Here is an 18,985-nt window from a genome sequence, read left to right on the forward strand (position 1 = left end):
TTTATATTTTTAAAAAAATTTACAAGACAAAGTCGGTACAACTCTCATGAGTCATACCGACTTATTTTATTGGCTATCTATTTCCCGATATCCCCATATTTTTAAGTTATATATCCATTTCTAATAATGCCGCACTTAGGCTTTTGCCATGCTTATCTAAAGCAAGAGATCTAGTTACCCCTCCACCAAGAGCTTTATCCATCACAAAGTTCAAAGCCCCTAGTTTAGGAAGTTCGTATCGTTTTACTTCTCCCCCAACAATATCTTTAAACCATTCCTTTGCAGCCTCTGCTGTAACCTTTTCTTCAATCAATTTATAATCGGCTTCATTAAATACGATCAATGAAACATTAGATATATTCCCTTTATCTCCAGTTCTTGAATGAGCAATCTCTCTTAATTTCATTTTAAACCTCCTCGTAGTTAACTTCTATCTTAATGTCTTCCCTTGGTACAAAAATGGAGGCGATAGAAATTATCTCCTTCACACCTTGGGTTGCTCCACCTCCGCCAGCAGGTCCATTGGTATATAAGGCTTCTACTTCATTACCTATTTTCACTGCATCACTTCGTTCTGCTGTTCTTCCTGAAACCCTTAATCTCACTTCTTTGCAAGCTGATCTATTTTCAAACATAGCATCACTGATTTGATCTTTATAAAGAGAATTGATACCGATATAATCGATTCTAAGCTCTTCTATATTTACACCTGTGTATTCCAGTCTTTTCTTTACGATTTCCCCTGCAAGCTTTGCTCTTTCATAGGCACCGCTGCCACCATAGCTCATTTCACCTTCTCCTATATAGCAATCCCTATAGCCAATGCTAACCTTTAAAGTATCGGGTTTTTCCCTTCCTACAGCTCCTTTAACTTCTACTCTATCTGGTGCTATTTCTTTCATTGTAATATTAGAATAATCAGCTATTCCGTCAGGCGTTACATAAGCAGCTGGATCATGAATTTCATAAATTAATTGTTCTTTGCAGGTTTGGGTAGTGACTCTTCCACCTGATCCTTCAACCTTAGTGATGACCACTTCACCGTTTTCATCTATCTCAGCTATAGGAAAACCAAGCTTCCAAAGTTCAGATACATCTTTATATCCTGGATCAGCAAAATATCCCCCAGTAATTTGACCTGCGCATTCCAATAGATGCCCTATCATAATACCCTTACCAATCTTATCATACTCCTCACTAGTCCATCCGAACTCATGCATAATGGGAGCCAAGACTAAAGCTGGGTCAGCTATTCGTCCAGTTACAACGATATCTGCACCATTTGTCAGAGCCTCTACCACTCCATCAGCACCTATATAGACATTGGCTGAAACAATCTGATCCTTAATATTTTCTAGCTTTGTCTCTAACTCCAGTACATCATAATCCATATATTTCTCTATGTCGCCATAAATATCATCCCCTAATACTGATGCTATTTTCAATCTCTCGATGCCCTTTTCTTCCGCCATTCTCTTGATAACAGCAGCAGCAGCTTGAGGATTTGCAGCCCCCATATTGGTAATAACCTTTACTCTTTTTTCTACACATAATGGTAAAACCTTATCCATACGATATTCCAAAAGCCCATTATAGCCTTTATCCGGGTTCTTTATTTTTTGTTCTTGTGCTATCGCAATTGTTCTTTCCGCTAAGCATTCAAAGATAATATAGTCTAGATTTCCTTTTTCCATAAGCTCTAATGCAGGCTCAAGCCTATCTCCTGCATATCCTGCCCCAGAACCAATACGAATTTTTTTCATTCTGTTGACCTCCTAAAAATTTTTTATGTTTAATAAACTGTCAATATGTTTATAACTTGATAGCACCAATAATTAGTGCGGTTACCAGCATAATAATAGTAGTTGCAAAAGCATAAGGAATTGTTTTTTTCTGATGTTCCCCTAAATCAACTCCTGTAAGACCTGTAAGTAGGAATGTAGCTCCTGTCAGTGGACTTATAGGGAAGCCAGTAGTCATTTGACCCATGATGGCTGCTCGACCTACACTTAATCCTGATACGCCAAACTCTGATGCCGCTTGGGAAAGTACAGGTAGTACTCCAAAGTAGAAGGAATCCGGATCAAATAGTAAGCTTGCAGGCATCGCTATGATTCCTGTAATAATAGGAATAAATTTACCTAATGAGGTTGGTATAACAGCTACCGTGAAGCTAGCCATCTCTTGAATAATTCCTGAACCCTGCATTATTCCAATAAATGCACCTGCTGCAAATAGGATGCTGGCCATCATTAAAGCAGCCTTAGCGTGGGCATCAATTCTTTCTCTTTGATCCTTCACATTTGGATAATTAACTACCAAAGAGATGGAGAAGGCCAACATAAATATAACTGTGGCTGGCAGTTTATCCATGATCAATACAGCAATAGCTAAAATAATAGTTATAACGTTTACCCAGAAAAGATGAGGTCTAGCCAGTTTTGCCTTTTCTTCATCAACTTCTCGTTCTACCGCTACTACTATTTCATCGAGATTTACTAACCTAGCTTTTTCTTTTTTGCCAAGACTATAGGCTATAAACAGTACAAACGAAAGACCTACAAGAAAGGGGATTAATATTGGATTAAACAACTCAACGACAGAGACTTCAAGAGCGGTTGCTGCTCTAATGGTGGGGCCACCCCAAGGGACTATGTTCATGGTACCCGCTGATAATGCTACAATCGTAGCCAAGGTTGTTCTTCTCATCCCTAATGTATCATATAGCGGCAACATAGCTGGTATAGTTACAAGGAAGGTAACAGCTCCGGAACCGTCTAAATGAATAAGCATAGCTAAAACAGCTGTACCTATTGCAATTTTAACTGGATCTTTGCCCACTATATTAAGAATCTTAGTGATAATTGGATCAAAGGTACCTGCATCTGTCAGTACACCAAAGAACAGGATTGCAAAGATAAACATGGTTCCTGTTGGTGCAATGGATTTGATGCCATCTGTAATAAAACTGCCAACGTTTGCACCAAAACCACCAGCAAAGGCCGTTATCGTTGGAACAACTATAAGTGCTACCACCGGGGATGCTTTTTTCGTCATAATAAGTACTAATAGAACAACAATCGTAAGAAAACCAAGTAATGCTAACATGAAATATACCTCCTTATATTTTTTATTTTCATCCTATATTAAAAGCAAGTTCCATGCCAATAATTCTTTTGCTGCCTTTTTTAATTTACTAATCTTAAATTGTCTGCATCTTCTTTCTAATAATTTGTATCTATTATTGTGATTCCAATCATTTCTAGCACTGTACCAATATCTATTTTATTGTATTTTACATCTCTTATCCTTCATAGATTATTTTGAAATAGTTATATCATACGATCTATTTTCTATTTTTTTAGAAAACCCATCCGTTCTTTGAATATAGTTACTAAAAAAAGAGAAAAAAATACTTTCTCTTTTATCTACAGATATATATCCTTAACTTGTATAGAGTCTCTATATGGCAGTATTTTATGTATTTCCACTTTTTATCAACAACATCTTTTCTAAATCATTCTAATATACTAGAAACTCAACAGGCTAGTTTCTAAGATTTTAGAAACTAGCCTGTTGAATAAAGAATTTTTATTTTAGTTTATTATAAAGTGTAGCCAAGGAAATTCCTAAAGCTTTAGCAGCTTTTTTCTTGCCCTCTACTGTATTCCCATAGATCAACATTGCCTTCTTTATTTCCGCAGCTTCAGTATCCTTAATAATTTCCTCTAAAGTTTTTAGTTTTACGATATTTTTCTTTATGCCCTGTGCTTGAATTATTTTGGGAAGATGCTCTGGTTTAATGATGTTTTCATCTACCATATTTATTGAGAATTCTATTGTATTCTTTAACTCTCTTATATTACCCGGCCATTCATAATTATGAAGTATTTTCATCACATCATTTGCGATTTCTACATGTCTTTCTGTTTTACTATTCATTTCGCTTAAAAAATGAAGAACCAGTTCATCTATGTCTTTTCTTCTCTGCCGAAGGGGTAAAATATTGATAGGAAAAACCGCAATCCGATAATATAAATCTTCTCTAAATCTATTTTCTTCCACCATCGTTTTCAAGTTCTTGTTTGTAGCACAGACCAGTCGAATATCTATAGATATTTCCTCTAAACCTCCTATCCTTCGAATCGTATTTTCTTGAAGCGTTCTTAATAGCTTTGCTTGAAGTCCATAATTCATTTCAGAAATTTCATCTAAAAATAGAGTTCCTCCATTAGCTACTTCAAATAAGCCTATCTTTCCACCTTTTTTTGCACCTGTGAAAGCCCCTTCTTCATATCCAAAGAGCTCGCTTTCAAGCAAGTTGCTCTCAAAAATAGCACAGTTAACAGCTATAAAAGGTCCATTTTGCCTGTCGCTGACATTATGTATGGCGTTAGCATAAAGTTCTTTACCAGTTCCACTCTCACCAGTAATTAATATACTAGAATTTTTCTTGGCTATTCTTCTAGCTAAATTTTTAGCCTCTATGGAATTTTTGTCTATACTAATTATATCATCAAAGCTATACTTTGCTTTCCCCATTCTTTTCATGCGTTTTTGAAGCTTTTGTATCATCATATTAGATTGGTTTAGTGCTTCTGTAAGCTTGTAGACATCGTTTATCTCATTTAATATAGATATGCCTCCAATAACTTCGTCATCTTCTTTAATGGGTACCATATTAACAATATATTCTACATCATCTACTCTTCTTGGAATTCTTAGAAGTTGTTTGCCATTCCTAATTACTGATGGTAATTTTGCACCGGGCCTAACTTCTATCAGAGGCTTACCTAAAATTTCTTCTTTTTCCACCTTTGTAATCCTCGTATAGGAGGGGTTAATATATCTAACAATACAATTTCCATCTGCAATAAGCACCCCATCATAAAGGGAGTCAAATATCATTTCTTCCACTTTATTAATTTGCATTAACATCGCCTCCCCTATAAAAATTAATGATATGTGTTGATCCTCATTACCTAAACCCCATCCTATCATAACAAGATAATAAGAGATTCTTTTCATATTTTAGATTTTGCATTACATAATTATTCATATGACAATGGCATTATTTCCCTTTGACCTGCTTCTCTAAAATAATGCTTATTTTTTCACCCTACAATATAAACCAAATCATTTAAACACGTCGTGGTTTTATCCAATTGCCTTGCCCATATCGTATCACAAAGAAAGCTGATCAACAATAGGTAGACTAAGCACAATTCAACAGCAACTTCATGGGATGATTTCTTAATGGCAACTCTGTAAATTCCTTCTCACCGAGAACAGCTCTTTCACTTTCTTGAAATATTAAATTTAAAATAAAGTTTTAGATTGGGTCTCTACAAAGAATTCTTTATAATAAAAGTATATTTATAAAATTTTAAAATAATATGTAATGAAATGTGAGTTTTTACGTATTAACAGATGAAATTACTTAGCTAAGGAAAGGAGGGCTGTGAAAAGATGCAGCAGCTTGCTTTAATGAATGCTTTATATAAGAAAGATAGTAAGGAAAATATATATAATGGAGAAGCATTTACCTATATATTTGAAACCTATTACAAAAGGATTTACAACTATATATATTATAGAGTTGATTGTCAGGCTACAGCAGAGGATCTGACAAGTCAGGTTTTTGAAAAAACAATGCTAAATATCAGTAAATATGCTGAAGAGAAGGCGCCTTTCGAAGTTTGGCTCTTTGCCATAGCCAGAAATGTTGTAAAGGATTACTTCAGAAGCTTTAAAAAGCATAGCATTCTTTCCTTTTCTATTGATAAGATGAAGCAATTGGTATCAAGAGAAAAGACACCAGAAGACATGATACTAACAATAGAAACCAATGCCAGGTTGGCAAAGGCAGTCAAGATTTTAGATGAAAGAGAAAGAAATATTATAGCCCTTAAATTCGGTGGAAATCTAAAAAACAATGAAATCGCAAAAATATTGGATATTACAGAAAGTAATATTGGGGTAATCCTTTATCGTTCGATGAGAAAGCTAAAAAAGGAAATGGAAAAGGAGGAATAAATATGAATCCAAAGAGTATGGAAGATAAGTTATCTATAGATCTAGATGCTTATTTAAATGGGGTAGAACATAAAGACAAACTAACATCCCAAGAATATAGTGAACTTTTAGAACTAGGAAAAAATTTAATAGATAAGGATTTCAGTAAAAGCAGTAACAAACAAGCAGTATTTCATCAAGCTTTGAAAAATATTAACCAATATAAAGGAGCTGTTTCTGTGAAAAAAACAAATAAAATTAGACGTCCTATTATTGCAGCAGCATCATTAGCAGTGATATGCCTTATGACTATTTCCTTAATCCAACCATCTTTTGCCCACAATCTAGTGGAAAAAGTAATAAAAACAATATCTCTTGGCCATATACAGGTTACACAATATGACCCTGAAGAAGAAAGCCTTTCTGTTCCAGAAGAATTAAAGGGCAAGATTTTTGACGAAGATGGAAACTCAATAGAGGTATTTTCAAGAGAGTATACTGGAAAAATATATACAGTTGATGGTGAAGAAATTCTTGATTTTGCAAATTGGGAAATAATAACTGCATCTAACTATGAAAACTATAAAAAAGATACACAAGAAGAAGTACTAGAAATAAAAGATTCTAGTCAATTAAATAACTATACTTGTTTTAATGTCATTCTTCCCAGTTATTTACCAGATGGGTATCAATTTGATAAAGCAGAATTTTATAAAGATGAAAATGGCGTTGTAAATAATAGTAAATATATTAGTTTATATTTTACCCACAAGGAAACAGGAAAATACATTTATATGCAACAAAGGTTTGCTGACGAAGAAACCGCATATGCAACAGGAACAGACGGCAAAGTTGAAGAAATAAAAATCAATGGTGTAGATGCTGTACTATCTGATGATAGAAGTATTGACTGGGAAGCCAACAATACACTCTATGGTTTGCACGGCAGAGGAGAGATTAGTAAAAGTGAATTAATTAAGATAGCAGAATCTATTAAATGATCTAGCTGTACATAAATTTAAAAATAGTCTAGAAATAGCGGAAAACCCCGCTATTTCTAGACTATTTACTAGAAAAAAATTAATCTACTGATAGTCCTACATCCTCATGATCAAGAGCAGGTTTTGTTTCTTGGTCTTTTAAAGTATATTTAAATAGTATAAAAATTCCCGCCATAATAACATAGCCTAGAGCAAACTTGTAATCATAAAGAATGGATAGTTTAGGTGCATGCATAAAGCCACTCCCCGCAAGGGTGGCAGCTACTAAGGCAGTATAGGCTGCTTTTGTATAGTCATTGTCAATCATATAAACTGTAATGGCTCCCCAAATAAGACCTGTGAACATAGCACCTTGCCCCAATGGCACAATACCAGAGGAAATACCTTCCACTACTTCTCCCGCAGCATTGTTAAATCTAGTCATTATATAATTAGCAAAATAAGGGAACATTGCCACTACTACTGCAGGATAATGCTTATTTGGTACCGAAGCAAAGGCCTGTGCCACCATGGAAATCCCTACAAAAACTAGGATAGGTGCAATAACTGGTACTGGAATAACTTGTGAAACTGCAGCCACTATGCCAAATAAAGATGCTAAGACAAAGACCCCACCATTTAAAATAGAATAGCCCCGTCCGGCATTCATCCATTTAGATCCTATAGAAGCAATATAAACGGTTGTAGGGAAAACACCTCCAAAAAGACTGCCTAGCATAATACCGCAGCCATCTACTAACATACATTCACTTGCACTATAATCATCTCCAGCAGAAGCCATAGCTTCAACGTTATTCATGGTTTCAATAAAATTGTAGATAGATATAGGCAACAATATGGCGATGAGTCCCACCATAGGCCCTATTAAATAGCCAAATCCCTGTATAAATCCAAACGTCGGTATGAAGGGATAAAACCCAACAGTACTCATGCCATCGGCGATTTGACTTATATCTGCTTCCCTCAATACGTAGGCTAATACAGTGCCGATGATAATAGCAAAAAGTGAAACGGGCAATTTAAAAGGCATTACCTTTTTAGCAATTAGCCCCGCCATAATGATGGCCAACACTGTAAGTCCAATTACTGGCATTTCGTAGGTGTTAAAGAAAAGCTCTCCTCCAATAAAAGTAAAAGCTACTCCCGCTAAGGCACCAAGCATAGAAGCTCTTGGTAGAGTTTTTCTAACCCAATTACCTATTATACTTCCCAGCACTTCTACTACACCCCCGAAAAAACAGGCAGCCATACCAATACGCCAAGCTATTTCGGCATCTCCAGTAATACTCAAAGCAGGAGCCATCACCCCGAATAGGTAAACAAACATAACTGGTGTACTGATACCGTAGGAAAGAGCAGTAACATTTACTCGTTTTTCCTTCTGTGCCAATCTATTGGCCATATAGGCATAATAAATATTTCCAAACAAAACAGAAATTACAGCACCAGGAATAATCCTTCCATAAACAATATTAGAAGGATACCCCATCCCAATGAGGGCTACAGCAATTAGTACAAAGTTTGCTAAGTTATTCTGAAATAACGCAAAAAATCCGTCAATATCCTCACGTTTAAACCATGGGTAATGAACATTCTGTGTTTTCATTTTTATAATCATTCCTTTCGCTTGGCCCAAGGTACAGAGTGAAATAAAACCATTGTCTTTGAGCTTATTTTATAACTATATTATCGAGATTACAGATACTTACAAATCATGTGGCGAAGAGTGCAATTATACTTTCTGATTAAGAATTAATAGTAATTTACAAGTTGTCATTATTTATCTTACAATGACTTCCCTATAGGTGATTTGTTTATCATGCTGTTTTAGGGTTGAACCTCCTACGTCTAACGTTTGAGACTTTTTTCTTGCTTATATAGTTGATTGTTATGATAAAACAAAGATTTGTTCCACCATTTTTAACTTATTCCACCTCCTTATATTTTTTTATACAGAGCGATTTTCAAATGAAAGAAAGATAGGATTAAATGAAAGGGATAATTATTACGTCTAAATTTTATTAATTTTCACACCAATTAATTTCGATTAAGTAAATAAGGATTCCTTTGTGAGTGTCATACAAAAATCAGCATTTTCAAATAAATATTTTTGCTGAATATTTGTTAAATTTTTACAAATATCTTAATCATTAGAAAAGTGGTACGAATTCAATGTATAGCGCCAAAAAGAAAAATGAAAAAATGCTCTTAAATCAGATTTGCTGCACTTTTATAACTCTCTATCTTAATAAAATCTTAATAAAATCTTCAACTTCTGTATAACTTTTTTTAAAGAAAGTTATCGTAGACTAAATATATAAACAAATATACCAATAACTTAGGAGGAAAAACATGAAAACAAATATTTATGTACTCTATGGAGGAAAATCGGTGGAGCATGAGGTTTCACTGAAAACTGCTGCATTTGTAATGAATGCATTAGACAAGGATAAGTATAATGTTCATCAAGTCTATATTACAAAAGATGGAGTATGGTGCAATCTAGGCGTGTTAAGAGAAAATATAGAGGACATCAATCAGCTAACAAAAAGCTATCAAAATACAGTGTCAAGCTCTATCGGAGAATTTTTAATAAAAGATCTCAAGGCGAAGGAAAGAAACGTTGCTTTTCCTGTCCTCCACGGAAAAAATGGGGAAGATGGGACAATCCAAGGATTTTTAGAACTATTAAATATCCCTTATGTAGGTAATGGAGTTCTAGGATCGGCGATTGGTATAGATAAGGTTGTAATGAAGGACTTATTTACAAAAGCCAATATACCTCAAGTAAATTATACTTCTTTTACTTCATGGGATTGGAATAATCATCAACAAAAGGTCTATACAGAAATTGAGAGGACTATAGGCTATCCATGCTTCGTCAAACCAGCAAAACTAGGTTCTAGTGTAGGAATTAATCGTTGTAAAAATAGAGAGGAGTTACAGAAAGCCATTAAAGAAGCCTTCTTATATGATAGTAAACTCGTTATTGAAGAAGAAGTCATAGGTAGAGAAATGCAAATAGCCGTAATAGGAAATGATCATCCCAAGGCTTCAGTGGTAGGAGAGTTTATTCAAGAAAGACATTTTATTGACTATAACGCCAAATATGTAGATGGTAAACTAATCGCAGTGATACCTGCGGAATTATCGCCTGAGACTAGTGACAAAATGCGTCAAATTGCTACTGAAGCCTTTCGTGTTCTAAACTGTTGTGGTCTTGTCCGGGTGGATTACTTTGTAACAGAAGACAATAGCTTTTTCGTGAATGAGGTTAACACCATGCCTGGTTTCACTAAGCTCAGCATGTTCCCAGCTTTATGGAAAAAAACCGATGGTACCACACACTCTCAGCTTATGGACAAGTTTATTGAATTAGCATTAGATCGACATGAGAATGAAAAATCTTTATTAAACACGAGGTGGACAAAATGATACAACGTACTTTAAGAGAAATTGAAAAAATGGTTGGTGGCACAGGTCTGAAAAAGGGGGCAGAAAGAATTTTTATAAAAGGTGCTTCCATTGATACCAGGCAAATTAAAGCGGGTCAGTTATTTATTCCAATCAAAGGAGACCGGTTTAATGGACATGACTTTATAGAAAAAGCTATTGACAATGGAGCAACAGCAGCCTTGTGGAACAAGAATGAACCAGTTCCTGACATAGATTTTCCTTTAATTTTTGTTGAGGATACAGTAGACGCCCTTCAAAAATTAGCAAAGGAATATCGCATGCAACTGTCTACAAAAGTAATCGGTATTACTGGAAGTAATGGAAAAACCTCTACTAAAGATATTTTGGCTAGTCTTCTAAAAACTAAATATAGAACTCATAAAACCTTTGGAAACTTAAACAACCATTTGGGCGTTCCGCTAACAATTTTGGAGATAGAGGAAGATACAGAAATGGCTGTAATTGAAATGGGCATATCTGCTTTAGGAGAAATGGAACTGCTGAGTTCTATTGCTTCACCAGATGTAGCCATTATCACCAATATAGGAGAAGCACATTTGACGACATTGGGAACAAAAGCAAACATATTACAGGCTAAATTAGAAATTCTAAAGGGTCTAAAACCTAATGGATTATTTGTTTATTATGGAGATGATCACTTATTAAGGGAAAAGGTACCCCAGATAGAGGTTAATCGTGAAATTCTAACCTTTGGTGAAGGGCCATCAAATAGCTATAGCGTTATTCCAGAAGAGATTAAAGTAAATGGCAGCATCTTCAAGCTACAGATGAAAGATTCTCCAACCTTTTTCTTACCTATGCTTGGTAAGCATCAAATGTATAATGCAGCAGCAGCCATCGCAGTAGCCCGATATTTTGGCGTGTCCTTCGATCTCATTCAAGAAGGGATGTCCAAAGTAGATGCAACTGGCATGCGGAACGAAATCATTCATGTAGGCCAATATACAATTTTAAATGATGCCTACAAATCTAACCCATCAAGTCTTCGTGCTGCTTTAGAAGTTCTTTATGGACTACAGCAGTATAAGCAAAAGATTGTTGTTTTAGGAGATATGAATGGTATCGGAGATGAAGAAGTACAGATGCATAGAGAGATTGGTGAAGGACTTGACCCCGAGGAGATTCATTATGTTTTTACAATTGGACCACTAGCCCAGCATATTGCCGAAGGAGCAAAGCTAAGATTTAAAAATGACAGAGTTGTCTCCTGTATAGATAAAACCCAATTAATTGAAAAAGTTAGAGAGATTGTGGGGGATGGATCTATTATTTTAATAAAAGCTTCTCGTGAATTAGAATTAGAAGAAGTGATCGATGTCCTGAAGGCGGAAGAAATATTATTGGAGGAAGATGTCCTATAATAAGTCTACACATGTGATATAAGTAAATTTCAATATATTGGCTATAATTATGAAAAGCATATAAAATTTAATAAACAGATGCCTTTTTATTAATGACTACAGTATTAAAAGCTTTTCTTACAAGGTAAATTAGTGTAAAATATTGTAGTAACTGGAAAAACATGTTTAATAGAAAGGGAATGTATCTGAACTATGGATAAAAAACAAATTTTAATTGTAGATGATGAAATAGAAATTGCTGATTTAATTGAAATTTATTTAGTTAATGAGGGTTATAGTGTTTTAAAGGCTTATTCAGGAGTAGATGCTTTAAAAATATTAGATAAGGAGTCAATACAATTAGTAATTCTCGATATTATGATGCCGGGCATTGATGGTCTTGAAGTGTGTAGAAGAATTCGCAAGGAAAAGAACATACCTATATTAATAGTCAGCGCTAAATCAGAGGATATGGACAAAATTTTAGGGTTGACTATCGGTGCCGACGACTATATAACAAAACCTTTTAATCCATTAGAATTATTGGCTAGGGTAAAGTCTCAGCTTAGAAGATATTTATATTTGAGTCCACAGCCTACCAACCACCTTGAAGAAGATGCTATCAATATGAATGGTCTAATCATTAATAAGGAGACCCATAGAATAACTTTATTTAATCAAGAGATCAACTTAACACCTATTGAATTTGATATATTGCTTTTACTGGCTAGTAGTCCTGGTAAAGTTTTTACAGTGGATGAAATTTTTCAAAAAGTATGGAAGGAAGATTATCTAGAATCCGATAATACGGTGCGAGTACACATACGAAAGATTCGAGAAAAAATGGAAATTGACTCGAAACAACCTTTTTTTATTAAAACAGTATGGGGGGTAGGCTACAAATTTGAAATTCCTGTCTAGCATTAGATGGAAAATATTATTTATATTTATTATTAGTATTTTAGCTGCGATAGTTACTGTAGTATTCTTGATAATATTAGCAACCTATTTAGATAATTATTTCTCCCCTCTCCATAGGATATTCAGTTTGCTGCATAGAACAGTAGGGGTTCAGCCTTTAGTCATTCTGACAGGAATCCTTCTCTTTATTGTGTATTTTTTCGCTTTGAGCCAACGGAGTATTCGCTACTTAGAAGAAATATCTCATAATTTGAAGGAAGTTGCTGGGGGACAGTTTGATATTTTCATTCCCGTAAGGTCTACTGATGAATTAGGAGTATTGGCTGAAAATATTAATTTCATGACCAGTCAAGTAAAATCCTCTATCCAAGAGGAAAGAAATGCGGAAAGGGCAAAAAACGAGCTGATCACAAGTGTTTCTCATGATCTACGTACTCCATTAACATCAATTTTAGGCTATTTAGGATTAATTGTAAATGATCGATATCGAGATGAAGTTGCTCTTCGATATTATGCAGATATTGCCTATAACAAATCCCTCCGTTTAAAAAACCTGATTGATGAACTTTTTGAATACACAAGGGTTAGCTATGGGGGAATGAAGGTAAATCTTCAAAGGTTAAACATGGTAGAACTCATGAAGCAGTTGGTAGAGGACTTTACACCTCTATTAGAGGAATCAGATATGACATGTCATTTATTTTCATCAAAGAAAGAAGTATTTGCTTGGGTAGATGCAAATATGATTGTAAGAGTTTTTGAAAATCTCATTTCAAATGGTATTCGTTATGGAAAAGATGGAAAAAAATTAGACATTAAAATAGAAGAAAAAGAAGATATCCGCATTAGCATGATAAGCTACGGTGACCCTATACCTTCTAAGGACTTACCCTATTTATTCGACCGTTTCTATCGTGTAGAAAAGTCCCGTTCTCAGGAAATGGGCGGGACAGGATTGGGCCTAGCTATTGCGAAAAGTATTGTAGAACTCCACAATGGGAAAATAAATGTGGATAGCAACTCAGAGAGAACAGTATTTGAAATTAAATTAAGCTCTTGAATCAATTTTATTTACATGTATTTTCTCTTTGATCTAAGTATTTAGAAAGCTACTTTTTCAGTGATATCGGATGTTTCGCTTGTCTTATTTAATCGCTTTCTCTATGATTGTTTTTATCCTGCAAAAGATACCACACTTTGGGACTGTCAACGGGGACCAATACAAGTCAATGCAGTCAACAGTCAATGCAAGTCAATGGGGACGGTTCTCACTGTTATACTTTCGTAACAGCAGTTCTATTAATTCCCGTTACTATTGTTGCTACTTCCTTTGATAGAGGTTAACTGAATCCAAGTAAGAACCCTAAGGAATAAATCCTTAGGGTTTTCTTGTATAGACATATAGCTATTATTTTTCTGAATAAGTTACCTTAATTTCTCGAAGGTTAGCATCCCATTCTACTTCACAACCTAGGTTTTCAGCAATGAATTTCAATGGCAGCATCATTCTGCCAGGAGGAATAATTACAGGTTTTACATTTCTATTATTGGGATCAATAAGCTTTTCCTCTCCATTAACCCTGGCAACATTTCTGCCAATCCAAAGCTCTACATTATTATTCTTTAAGGCAACTGTAACCTTCTGTTCTTTGCTATCCCATACCACTGAAGCATCAATGGCTTCAGCTACATATTTTATCGGAAGAAGAGTCCTTTGCTCCATGACGATTGGAGCTGCATCCATTTCCTTCAATCTATCATTAACATAGTACTTTGTATTTCCTATATATAATCGTGTGACAATCTTATTTTCTTCAATCGTTGTCTTACCATTAATCTCATTGGAATAGCTTGAATTTCCTGTATCGTTATAGGCTCTCACTCGGTAGCTGTAGGTTCTGTTATTGCTTAAGCCTGTATCAGTGTAACTGGTTACGTTGGCTCTTACTGTGTCAATTTCACTCCAGCTGCCATTGTCTGTCTTTCTTTCTATCCTAAAGCCCTTCTCGTTGTTAGAATTATCCCTCCATGAAATAGTAATACGGTTACTTGATATCGAATCAGCGGTAAGGTTTGTTGGCTTTTCTAGTGCTGTTCCGTTATCGGAATTTACTTCATTGGAATAGCTTGAATTTCCTGCATCATTATACGCTCTCACTCGGTAGCTATAACTTCTGTTACTGCTTAAGCCTGTATCAGTATAGCTGGTTACGTTGGCTCTTACTGTGTCAATTTCACTCCAGCTGCCATTGTCTATCTTTCTTTCTATCCTAAAGCCTCGTTCATTGCTGGAATTATCCTTCCAGGAAATAGTAATACGACTGCTTGATATTGAATCAATTGTAAGATTTGTTGGCTTTTCTAGTGCTGTTCCGTTATCGGAATTTACTTCATTGGAATAGCTTGAATTTCCTGCATCATTATAGGCCCTCACTCGGTAGCTATAACTTCTGTTACTGCTTAACCCTGTATCAGTATAGCTGGTTACGTTGGCTCTTACTGTGTCAATTTCACTCCAGCTGCCATTGTCTATCTTTCTTTCTATCCTAAAGCCTCGTTCATTGCTGGAATTATCCTTCCAGGAAATAGTAATACGGCTGCTTGATATTGAATCAATTGTAAGGTTTGTTGGCTTTTCTAGTGCTGTTCCATTATCGGAATTTACTTCATTGGAATAGCTTGAATTTCCTGCATCGTTATAGGCCCTCACTCGGTAGCTATAACTTCTGTTACTGCTTAACCCTGTATCAGTATAGCTGGTTACGTTGGCTCTTACTGTATCTATCTCTCTCCAACTACCATTATCTATCTTTCTTTCTATCCTAAAGCCCTTCTCGTTGCTGGAATTATCCTTCCAGGAAATGCTAATGCGATCAGCCGTGCTTGAGTTTATGACTAAATTCGTAGGTGCGGCTGGTACACTTATTGTTGTTCCACTAACCTCGTTAGAATATCCTGAATTCCCTGCATCGTTATAGGCCCTCACTCGGTAGCTGTAGCTTCTGTTGCTGCTTAAGCCTGTGTTGGTATAACTGGTTACATTTGCTCCTACTGTAGCTAGCTCACTCCAATTGCCATTATCTATTTTTCTCTCTATCTTAAAACTCTTTTCGTTGCTGGCATTATCCTTCCAGGAAATGCTAATGCGATCAGCCGTGCTTGAGTTTATGACTAAATTCGTAGGTGCAGCTGGTGCACTTATTGTTGTTCCACTAGATTCATTAGAATAATCGGAATCGCCTCCATTATTGTAGGCCCTAACCCTGTAGGTATAGGTTGTATTGGGGGAAACTCCCCCATCTGCATAAGTAGTGTTATTGAGTCCAAGCACAGTTATTTGTGAAAATTGTCCATTTCCTGTTTTTCTTTCAAGCTTATATCCAGCTTCATTATCGGCATTATCTACCCAGGATAAGTTAATCCTATCACTAGCAATGCTGGAAACCACAAGATTTGTAGGCTTGGCGGGTCGTGCTGCAACATTACCTTGTGTTGTAGCATTTATTTCTTTAGAGTAAGGGGAAGGTCCTCCGCTATTAAAGGCTCTAATTCTATAATAATAGGTGGTACTAGGAGAAGCTCCTGTATCATTGTAGGAGGTAGCATCACTATTATAAATAGTATGAATCAGTTGATAATTACCACCTGCTGTTTTTCTCTCAATTTCATATCTATCAATGGCATCTGCAGCCTTAGTCCAATCTAACTTAACTTGTGAAGCAGAAATTCCAGCGGCAACTAAATTTTTAGGCTGAGAGGGTGGAGCAACAACAGCAGTCTGTGTGGTAGCAGAAACTTCATTAGAAAAAGATGAATCCTCTCCATTATTAGTGGCCTTAATTTTATAGTAATAAGTTGTATTAGAAGAAAGGTCTTTATCACTATACTGTGTTTTATTGGCATCAACTGTTTTTGTAATGGTGTCTCCACCACCTCTCCGTTCAATGATAAACCCTGTCTCATTATCAGAGTTATCATTCCAAACCAAATCAATCTGAGAACTAGATATAGCTGTAGCAGATAGCCCAGATGGTGTAACAGGTAAAGTCGAAATTAGGTCTTGGGATCCCTCGGAATCGTCAGCATCCACTCCTTCAGGATTAGCCATTACTGGACTACTGATTCCCATAAAAACAAATCCACTACTAATCATTATTACACACAAAAACAAAAGTAAAAACCTCTTCACATAGATCTCTCCTTATAAATTTATTATTTTATTATTTTTTTCTATTATAATTAGACGCTAATAAGCATTGATTAGTTTCAACATTTTCCCAATTTTTTTAAAAAATTTATCTTTTTTTTATTTGTTTTGTTTTTAGTATATATTTAGATATTATTTGGACAAAGTATATTTTATACAAATAAGCCTCCTCAAAATTTGAGGAGGTCATTTTATTTCTTGTCAACGGGGACGGTTCTCACTGTCACGCTTTCATAACAGCAGTTCTATTAATTCCCGTTACTCTTGAAATCTGCAAAATAGAAATTCCTTCTATCTCCTTTGCCTTCTTTAATATTATATTTCGTCTTTCCTTATCTAGTCTTTGTATATCTGATATGTTTTGCAATTTACCGATTTCTTTTATATTCTCTCTTGCTTTTTCATCTGTTAATTTAACACAATCAACCATTTCTAGGCATTTATCATTGTTAGTCTCATTCATATAGACAATATATTTTTTTATGGCCTCTTCTTTTTCTTGGCATTCCAATCACCTCTGAACTAGTTTTATATTAGTTTGGAATGTTTTGTAAACAAGAACCGTCCCCGGTGTCTTAAAGCAATAACCAATTGCTCCTTTAATATCTCAATTGCCTCAACTACGGATACCTCGAAAAAGTGGTATTAAATTGGATGTCAGGCAAAAAAAACTTCCCTTATTGTTAAGGGGGGTTCTGTCCTTATCCTGCCTCCTCCGCCATTATTTACCCGCTATCTAAATCGACCTCTTATAAATTCAACTTCTCCTGTAATTCTATTTATTTTTACAACAAAATCGTCATTTCCATCAAAAGAAAGGTATTTAAATCTAAACAAACTAAAAGTGAGTATTAAAGTAACAATCCATAGTATTATGACTAGGTTTTTAAATGTAATTCTATCTCTCATGATTGACCTCCTTTTTTAAAAATATACTTTTTACACAAAAAGGGTGCAAAAATATAGTCTATAAATAGTATAACATATTATACACGTATTAGTTAATTATTACTTATTATATATATTTTTACATTTTTGTTATATAATTGAATTAGTAGGCAGTGTTTATATAATTACAAAAGGAGGATGAATTAATGATAAACAGATTTAAAAGATTTAATGCCTATTTAATATTAGCAATTTGTTTTACAATGGTTTTATCGTCTGGAATATCCTTTGCACAAAGTATTGATGAGGAGTTCAATGACGAATTCAATTTAGAAGATATTTGTGGTGGAATTAAAATTATTGATGGAAATAGTTATGTAATGACTAAAGAAGAGGCTCAAGCCGAGTATCTTAAAGAAAAAAAACTTGAAAAGAATATAACAGTTATAGAAAATGATGAAGACGAGATAACTACTCAGGTAATTGTTGGCACTGAAATTAAAAAAACTACAACATTGAATGGGGAGAACGTACGCATAAGTCGCATTGAGCATAATGAGACGCAAGATCCTATAGAAAAAACAGTATCAGGAAGCAAAACATACACAGCTACAGGATTAGCTAGTGCTAGTTTGAAACTTGTAGCTGATAAAGTTAATGCTTCAACATCTTATTCTGTTTCTACCAGTTCTACTATATCAGATAGTACTAAAATTACAATTCAACCTGGCAAAAGATTCTACATTACATTTACTCCTAAAATGCTTAAAGTTGAAGGAAGACAGCTTCATTCCCTAGGTAAAGGTATGAGTAAATGGGAAGATTTCACAACTGAATTCCCACGTGTTTTAGACAATGGGATAACGGATGGAAATATATACTATATAACAAAATAGTTTAACATGTAAATATGTCCCTTTCAAAATTTATTAAATATTAGCTACTGTCTACTAAAATATTTTCCTAGGTATCGAGAATACAATATATTTTTAGAAATTTGTTGTAAAGCTCTTTTTGAGTGAGTGCAATAGGGACGGCAGACCAATGCTGTCAACTTAAGAAATTATTATCTTTATATTCTATCTTCGTTCAAATACTTTGTAAATTTTCGATTATTATTCTAGGCTAATATGAAG

Annotated in this window: 15 protein-coding genes; 7 read left to right on the plus strand and 8 right to left on the minus strand. The window is 34.9% G+C overall.

The window, feature by feature from the left end:
• Positions 1-106: 106 nt before the first annotated feature.
• The 4 genes from CHB72_RS24135 to CHB72_RS24150 all read right to left on the minus strand — a co-directional run bounded on the left by CHB72_RS24135 (position 107) and on the right by CHB72_RS24150 (position 4,932).
• Positions 107-406: an AtuA-related protein gene (locus CHB72_RS24135; protein ID WP_089285427.1), complete on the minus strand. Its 300-nt coding sequence runs from the start codon at positions 404-406 to the stop codon at positions 107-109.
• A 1-nt stretch (position 407) separates the two neighbouring features.
• Entirely contained in the window at positions 408-1,763 is a 1,356-nt protein-coding gene (locus tag CHB72_RS24140) for an acyclic terpene utilization AtuA family protein (RefSeq protein WP_089285428.1), read from the minus strand.
• A 49-nt stretch (positions 1,764-1,812) separates the two neighbouring features.
• Positions 1,813-3,108: a CitMHS family transporter gene (locus CHB72_RS24145; RefSeq protein WP_089285429.1), complete on the minus strand. Its 1,296-nt coding sequence runs from the start codon at positions 3,106-3,108 to the stop codon at positions 1,813-1,815.
• 483 nt (positions 3,109-3,591) lie between these two features.
• Positions 3,592-4,932, minus strand: coding sequence for a sigma-54 interaction domain-containing protein (locus CHB72_RS24150; protein WP_089285430.1), 1,341 nt, complete (start codon positions 4,930-4,932; stop codon positions 3,592-3,594).
• A 537-nt stretch (positions 4,933-5,469) separates the two neighbouring features.
• Between CHB72_RS24150 and CHB72_RS24155 the strand changes: the two genes are divergently transcribed.
• Positions 5,470-6,036 carry a sigma-70 family RNA polymerase sigma factor gene (locus tag CHB72_RS24155; protein ID WP_089285431.1) on the plus strand — a complete coding sequence of 189 codons (567 nt, stop codon included), beginning with the start codon at positions 5,470-5,472 and terminating at the stop codon, positions 6,034-6,036.
• Between the two features lie 2 nt (positions 6,037-6,038).
• Positions 6,039-7,016, plus strand: coding sequence for a DUF4367 domain-containing protein (locus CHB72_RS24160; RefSeq protein WP_089285432.1), 978 nt, complete (start codon positions 6,039-6,041; stop codon positions 7,014-7,016).
• A gap of 79 nt (positions 7,017-7,095) precedes the next feature.
• Here the strand turns inward: CHB72_RS24160 and CHB72_RS24165 are convergent, their stop codons facing one another.
• Positions 7,096-8,622 carry a uracil permease gene (locus CHB72_RS24165; protein WP_089285433.1) on the minus strand — a complete coding sequence of 509 codons (1,527 nt, stop codon included), beginning with the start codon at positions 8,620-8,622 and terminating at the stop codon, positions 7,096-7,098.
• 746 nt (positions 8,623-9,368) lie between these two features.
• Here CHB72_RS24165 and CHB72_RS24170 point away from each other — a divergent pair.
• From CHB72_RS24170 to CHB72_RS24185, 4 genes are all read left to right on the plus strand, one after another.
• Complete coding sequence (locus tag CHB72_RS24170) at positions 9,369-10,451, plus strand: D-alanine--D-alanine ligase (RefSeq protein ID WP_089285434.1); 1,083 nt, start codon at positions 9,369-9,371, stop codon at positions 10,449-10,451.
• The gene (locus CHB72_RS24175) at positions 10,448-11,854 is read left to right on the plus strand and encodes a UDP-N-acetylmuramoyl-tripeptide--D-alanyl-D-alanine ligase (protein WP_089285435.1); all 1,407 of its coding nucleotides are present in this window, start codon (positions 10,448-10,450) and stop codon (positions 11,852-11,854) included. Before CHB72_RS24170 ends, CHB72_RS24175 begins: the two co-directional genes overlap by 4 nt.
• Positions 11,855-12,046: 192 nt before the next feature.
• A complete protein-coding gene (locus tag CHB72_RS24180; protein ID WP_089285436.1) occupies positions 12,047-12,754 on the plus strand; it encodes a response regulator transcription factor in 708 nt (235 codons plus the stop codon).
• Between the two features lie 127 nt (positions 12,755-12,881).
• Positions 12,882-13,814, plus strand: a complete 933-nt coding sequence (locus CHB72_RS24185; RefSeq protein ID WP_207652639.1) for a sensor histidine kinase — start codon at positions 12,882-12,884, stop codon at positions 13,812-13,814.
• 348 nt (positions 13,815-14,162) lie between these two features.
• On the opposite strand, the gene CHB72_RS24190 is transcribed toward CHB72_RS24185, so the two are convergent.
• From CHB72_RS24190 to CHB72_RS26900, 3 genes are all read right to left on the minus strand, one after another.
• A complete protein-coding gene (locus tag CHB72_RS24190) occupies positions 14,163-16,943 on the minus strand; it encodes a fibronectin type III domain-containing protein (RefSeq protein ID WP_089285438.1) in 2,781 nt (926 codons plus the stop codon).
• Between the two features lie 241 nt (positions 16,944-17,184).
• Positions 17,185-17,472, minus strand: a complete 288-nt coding sequence (locus CHB72_RS24195) for a hypothetical protein (RefSeq protein ID WP_089285439.1) — start codon at positions 17,470-17,472, stop codon at positions 17,185-17,187.
• Positions 17,473-17,693: 221 nt separating this feature from the next.
• Positions 17,694-17,870, minus strand: a complete 177-nt coding sequence (locus tag CHB72_RS26900; protein ID WP_176431591.1) for a hypothetical protein — start codon at positions 17,868-17,870, stop codon at positions 17,694-17,696.
• A 185-nt stretch (positions 17,871-18,055) separates the two neighbouring features.
• Here CHB72_RS26900 and CHB72_RS24200 point away from each other — a divergent pair, with 185 nt between their 5' ends.
• Positions 18,056-18,745: a hypothetical protein gene (locus tag CHB72_RS24200; RefSeq protein ID WP_089285440.1), complete on the plus strand. Its 690-nt coding sequence runs from the start codon at positions 18,056-18,058 to the stop codon at positions 18,743-18,745.
• Positions 18,746-18,985 lie beyond the last annotated feature (240 nt).

Origin of the sequence: Anaerovirgula multivorans (assembly GCF_900188145.1) — a bacterium.
Lineage (GTDB): Bacteria > Bacillota > Clostridia > Peptostreptococcales > Natronincolaceae > Anaerovirgula > Anaerovirgula multivorans.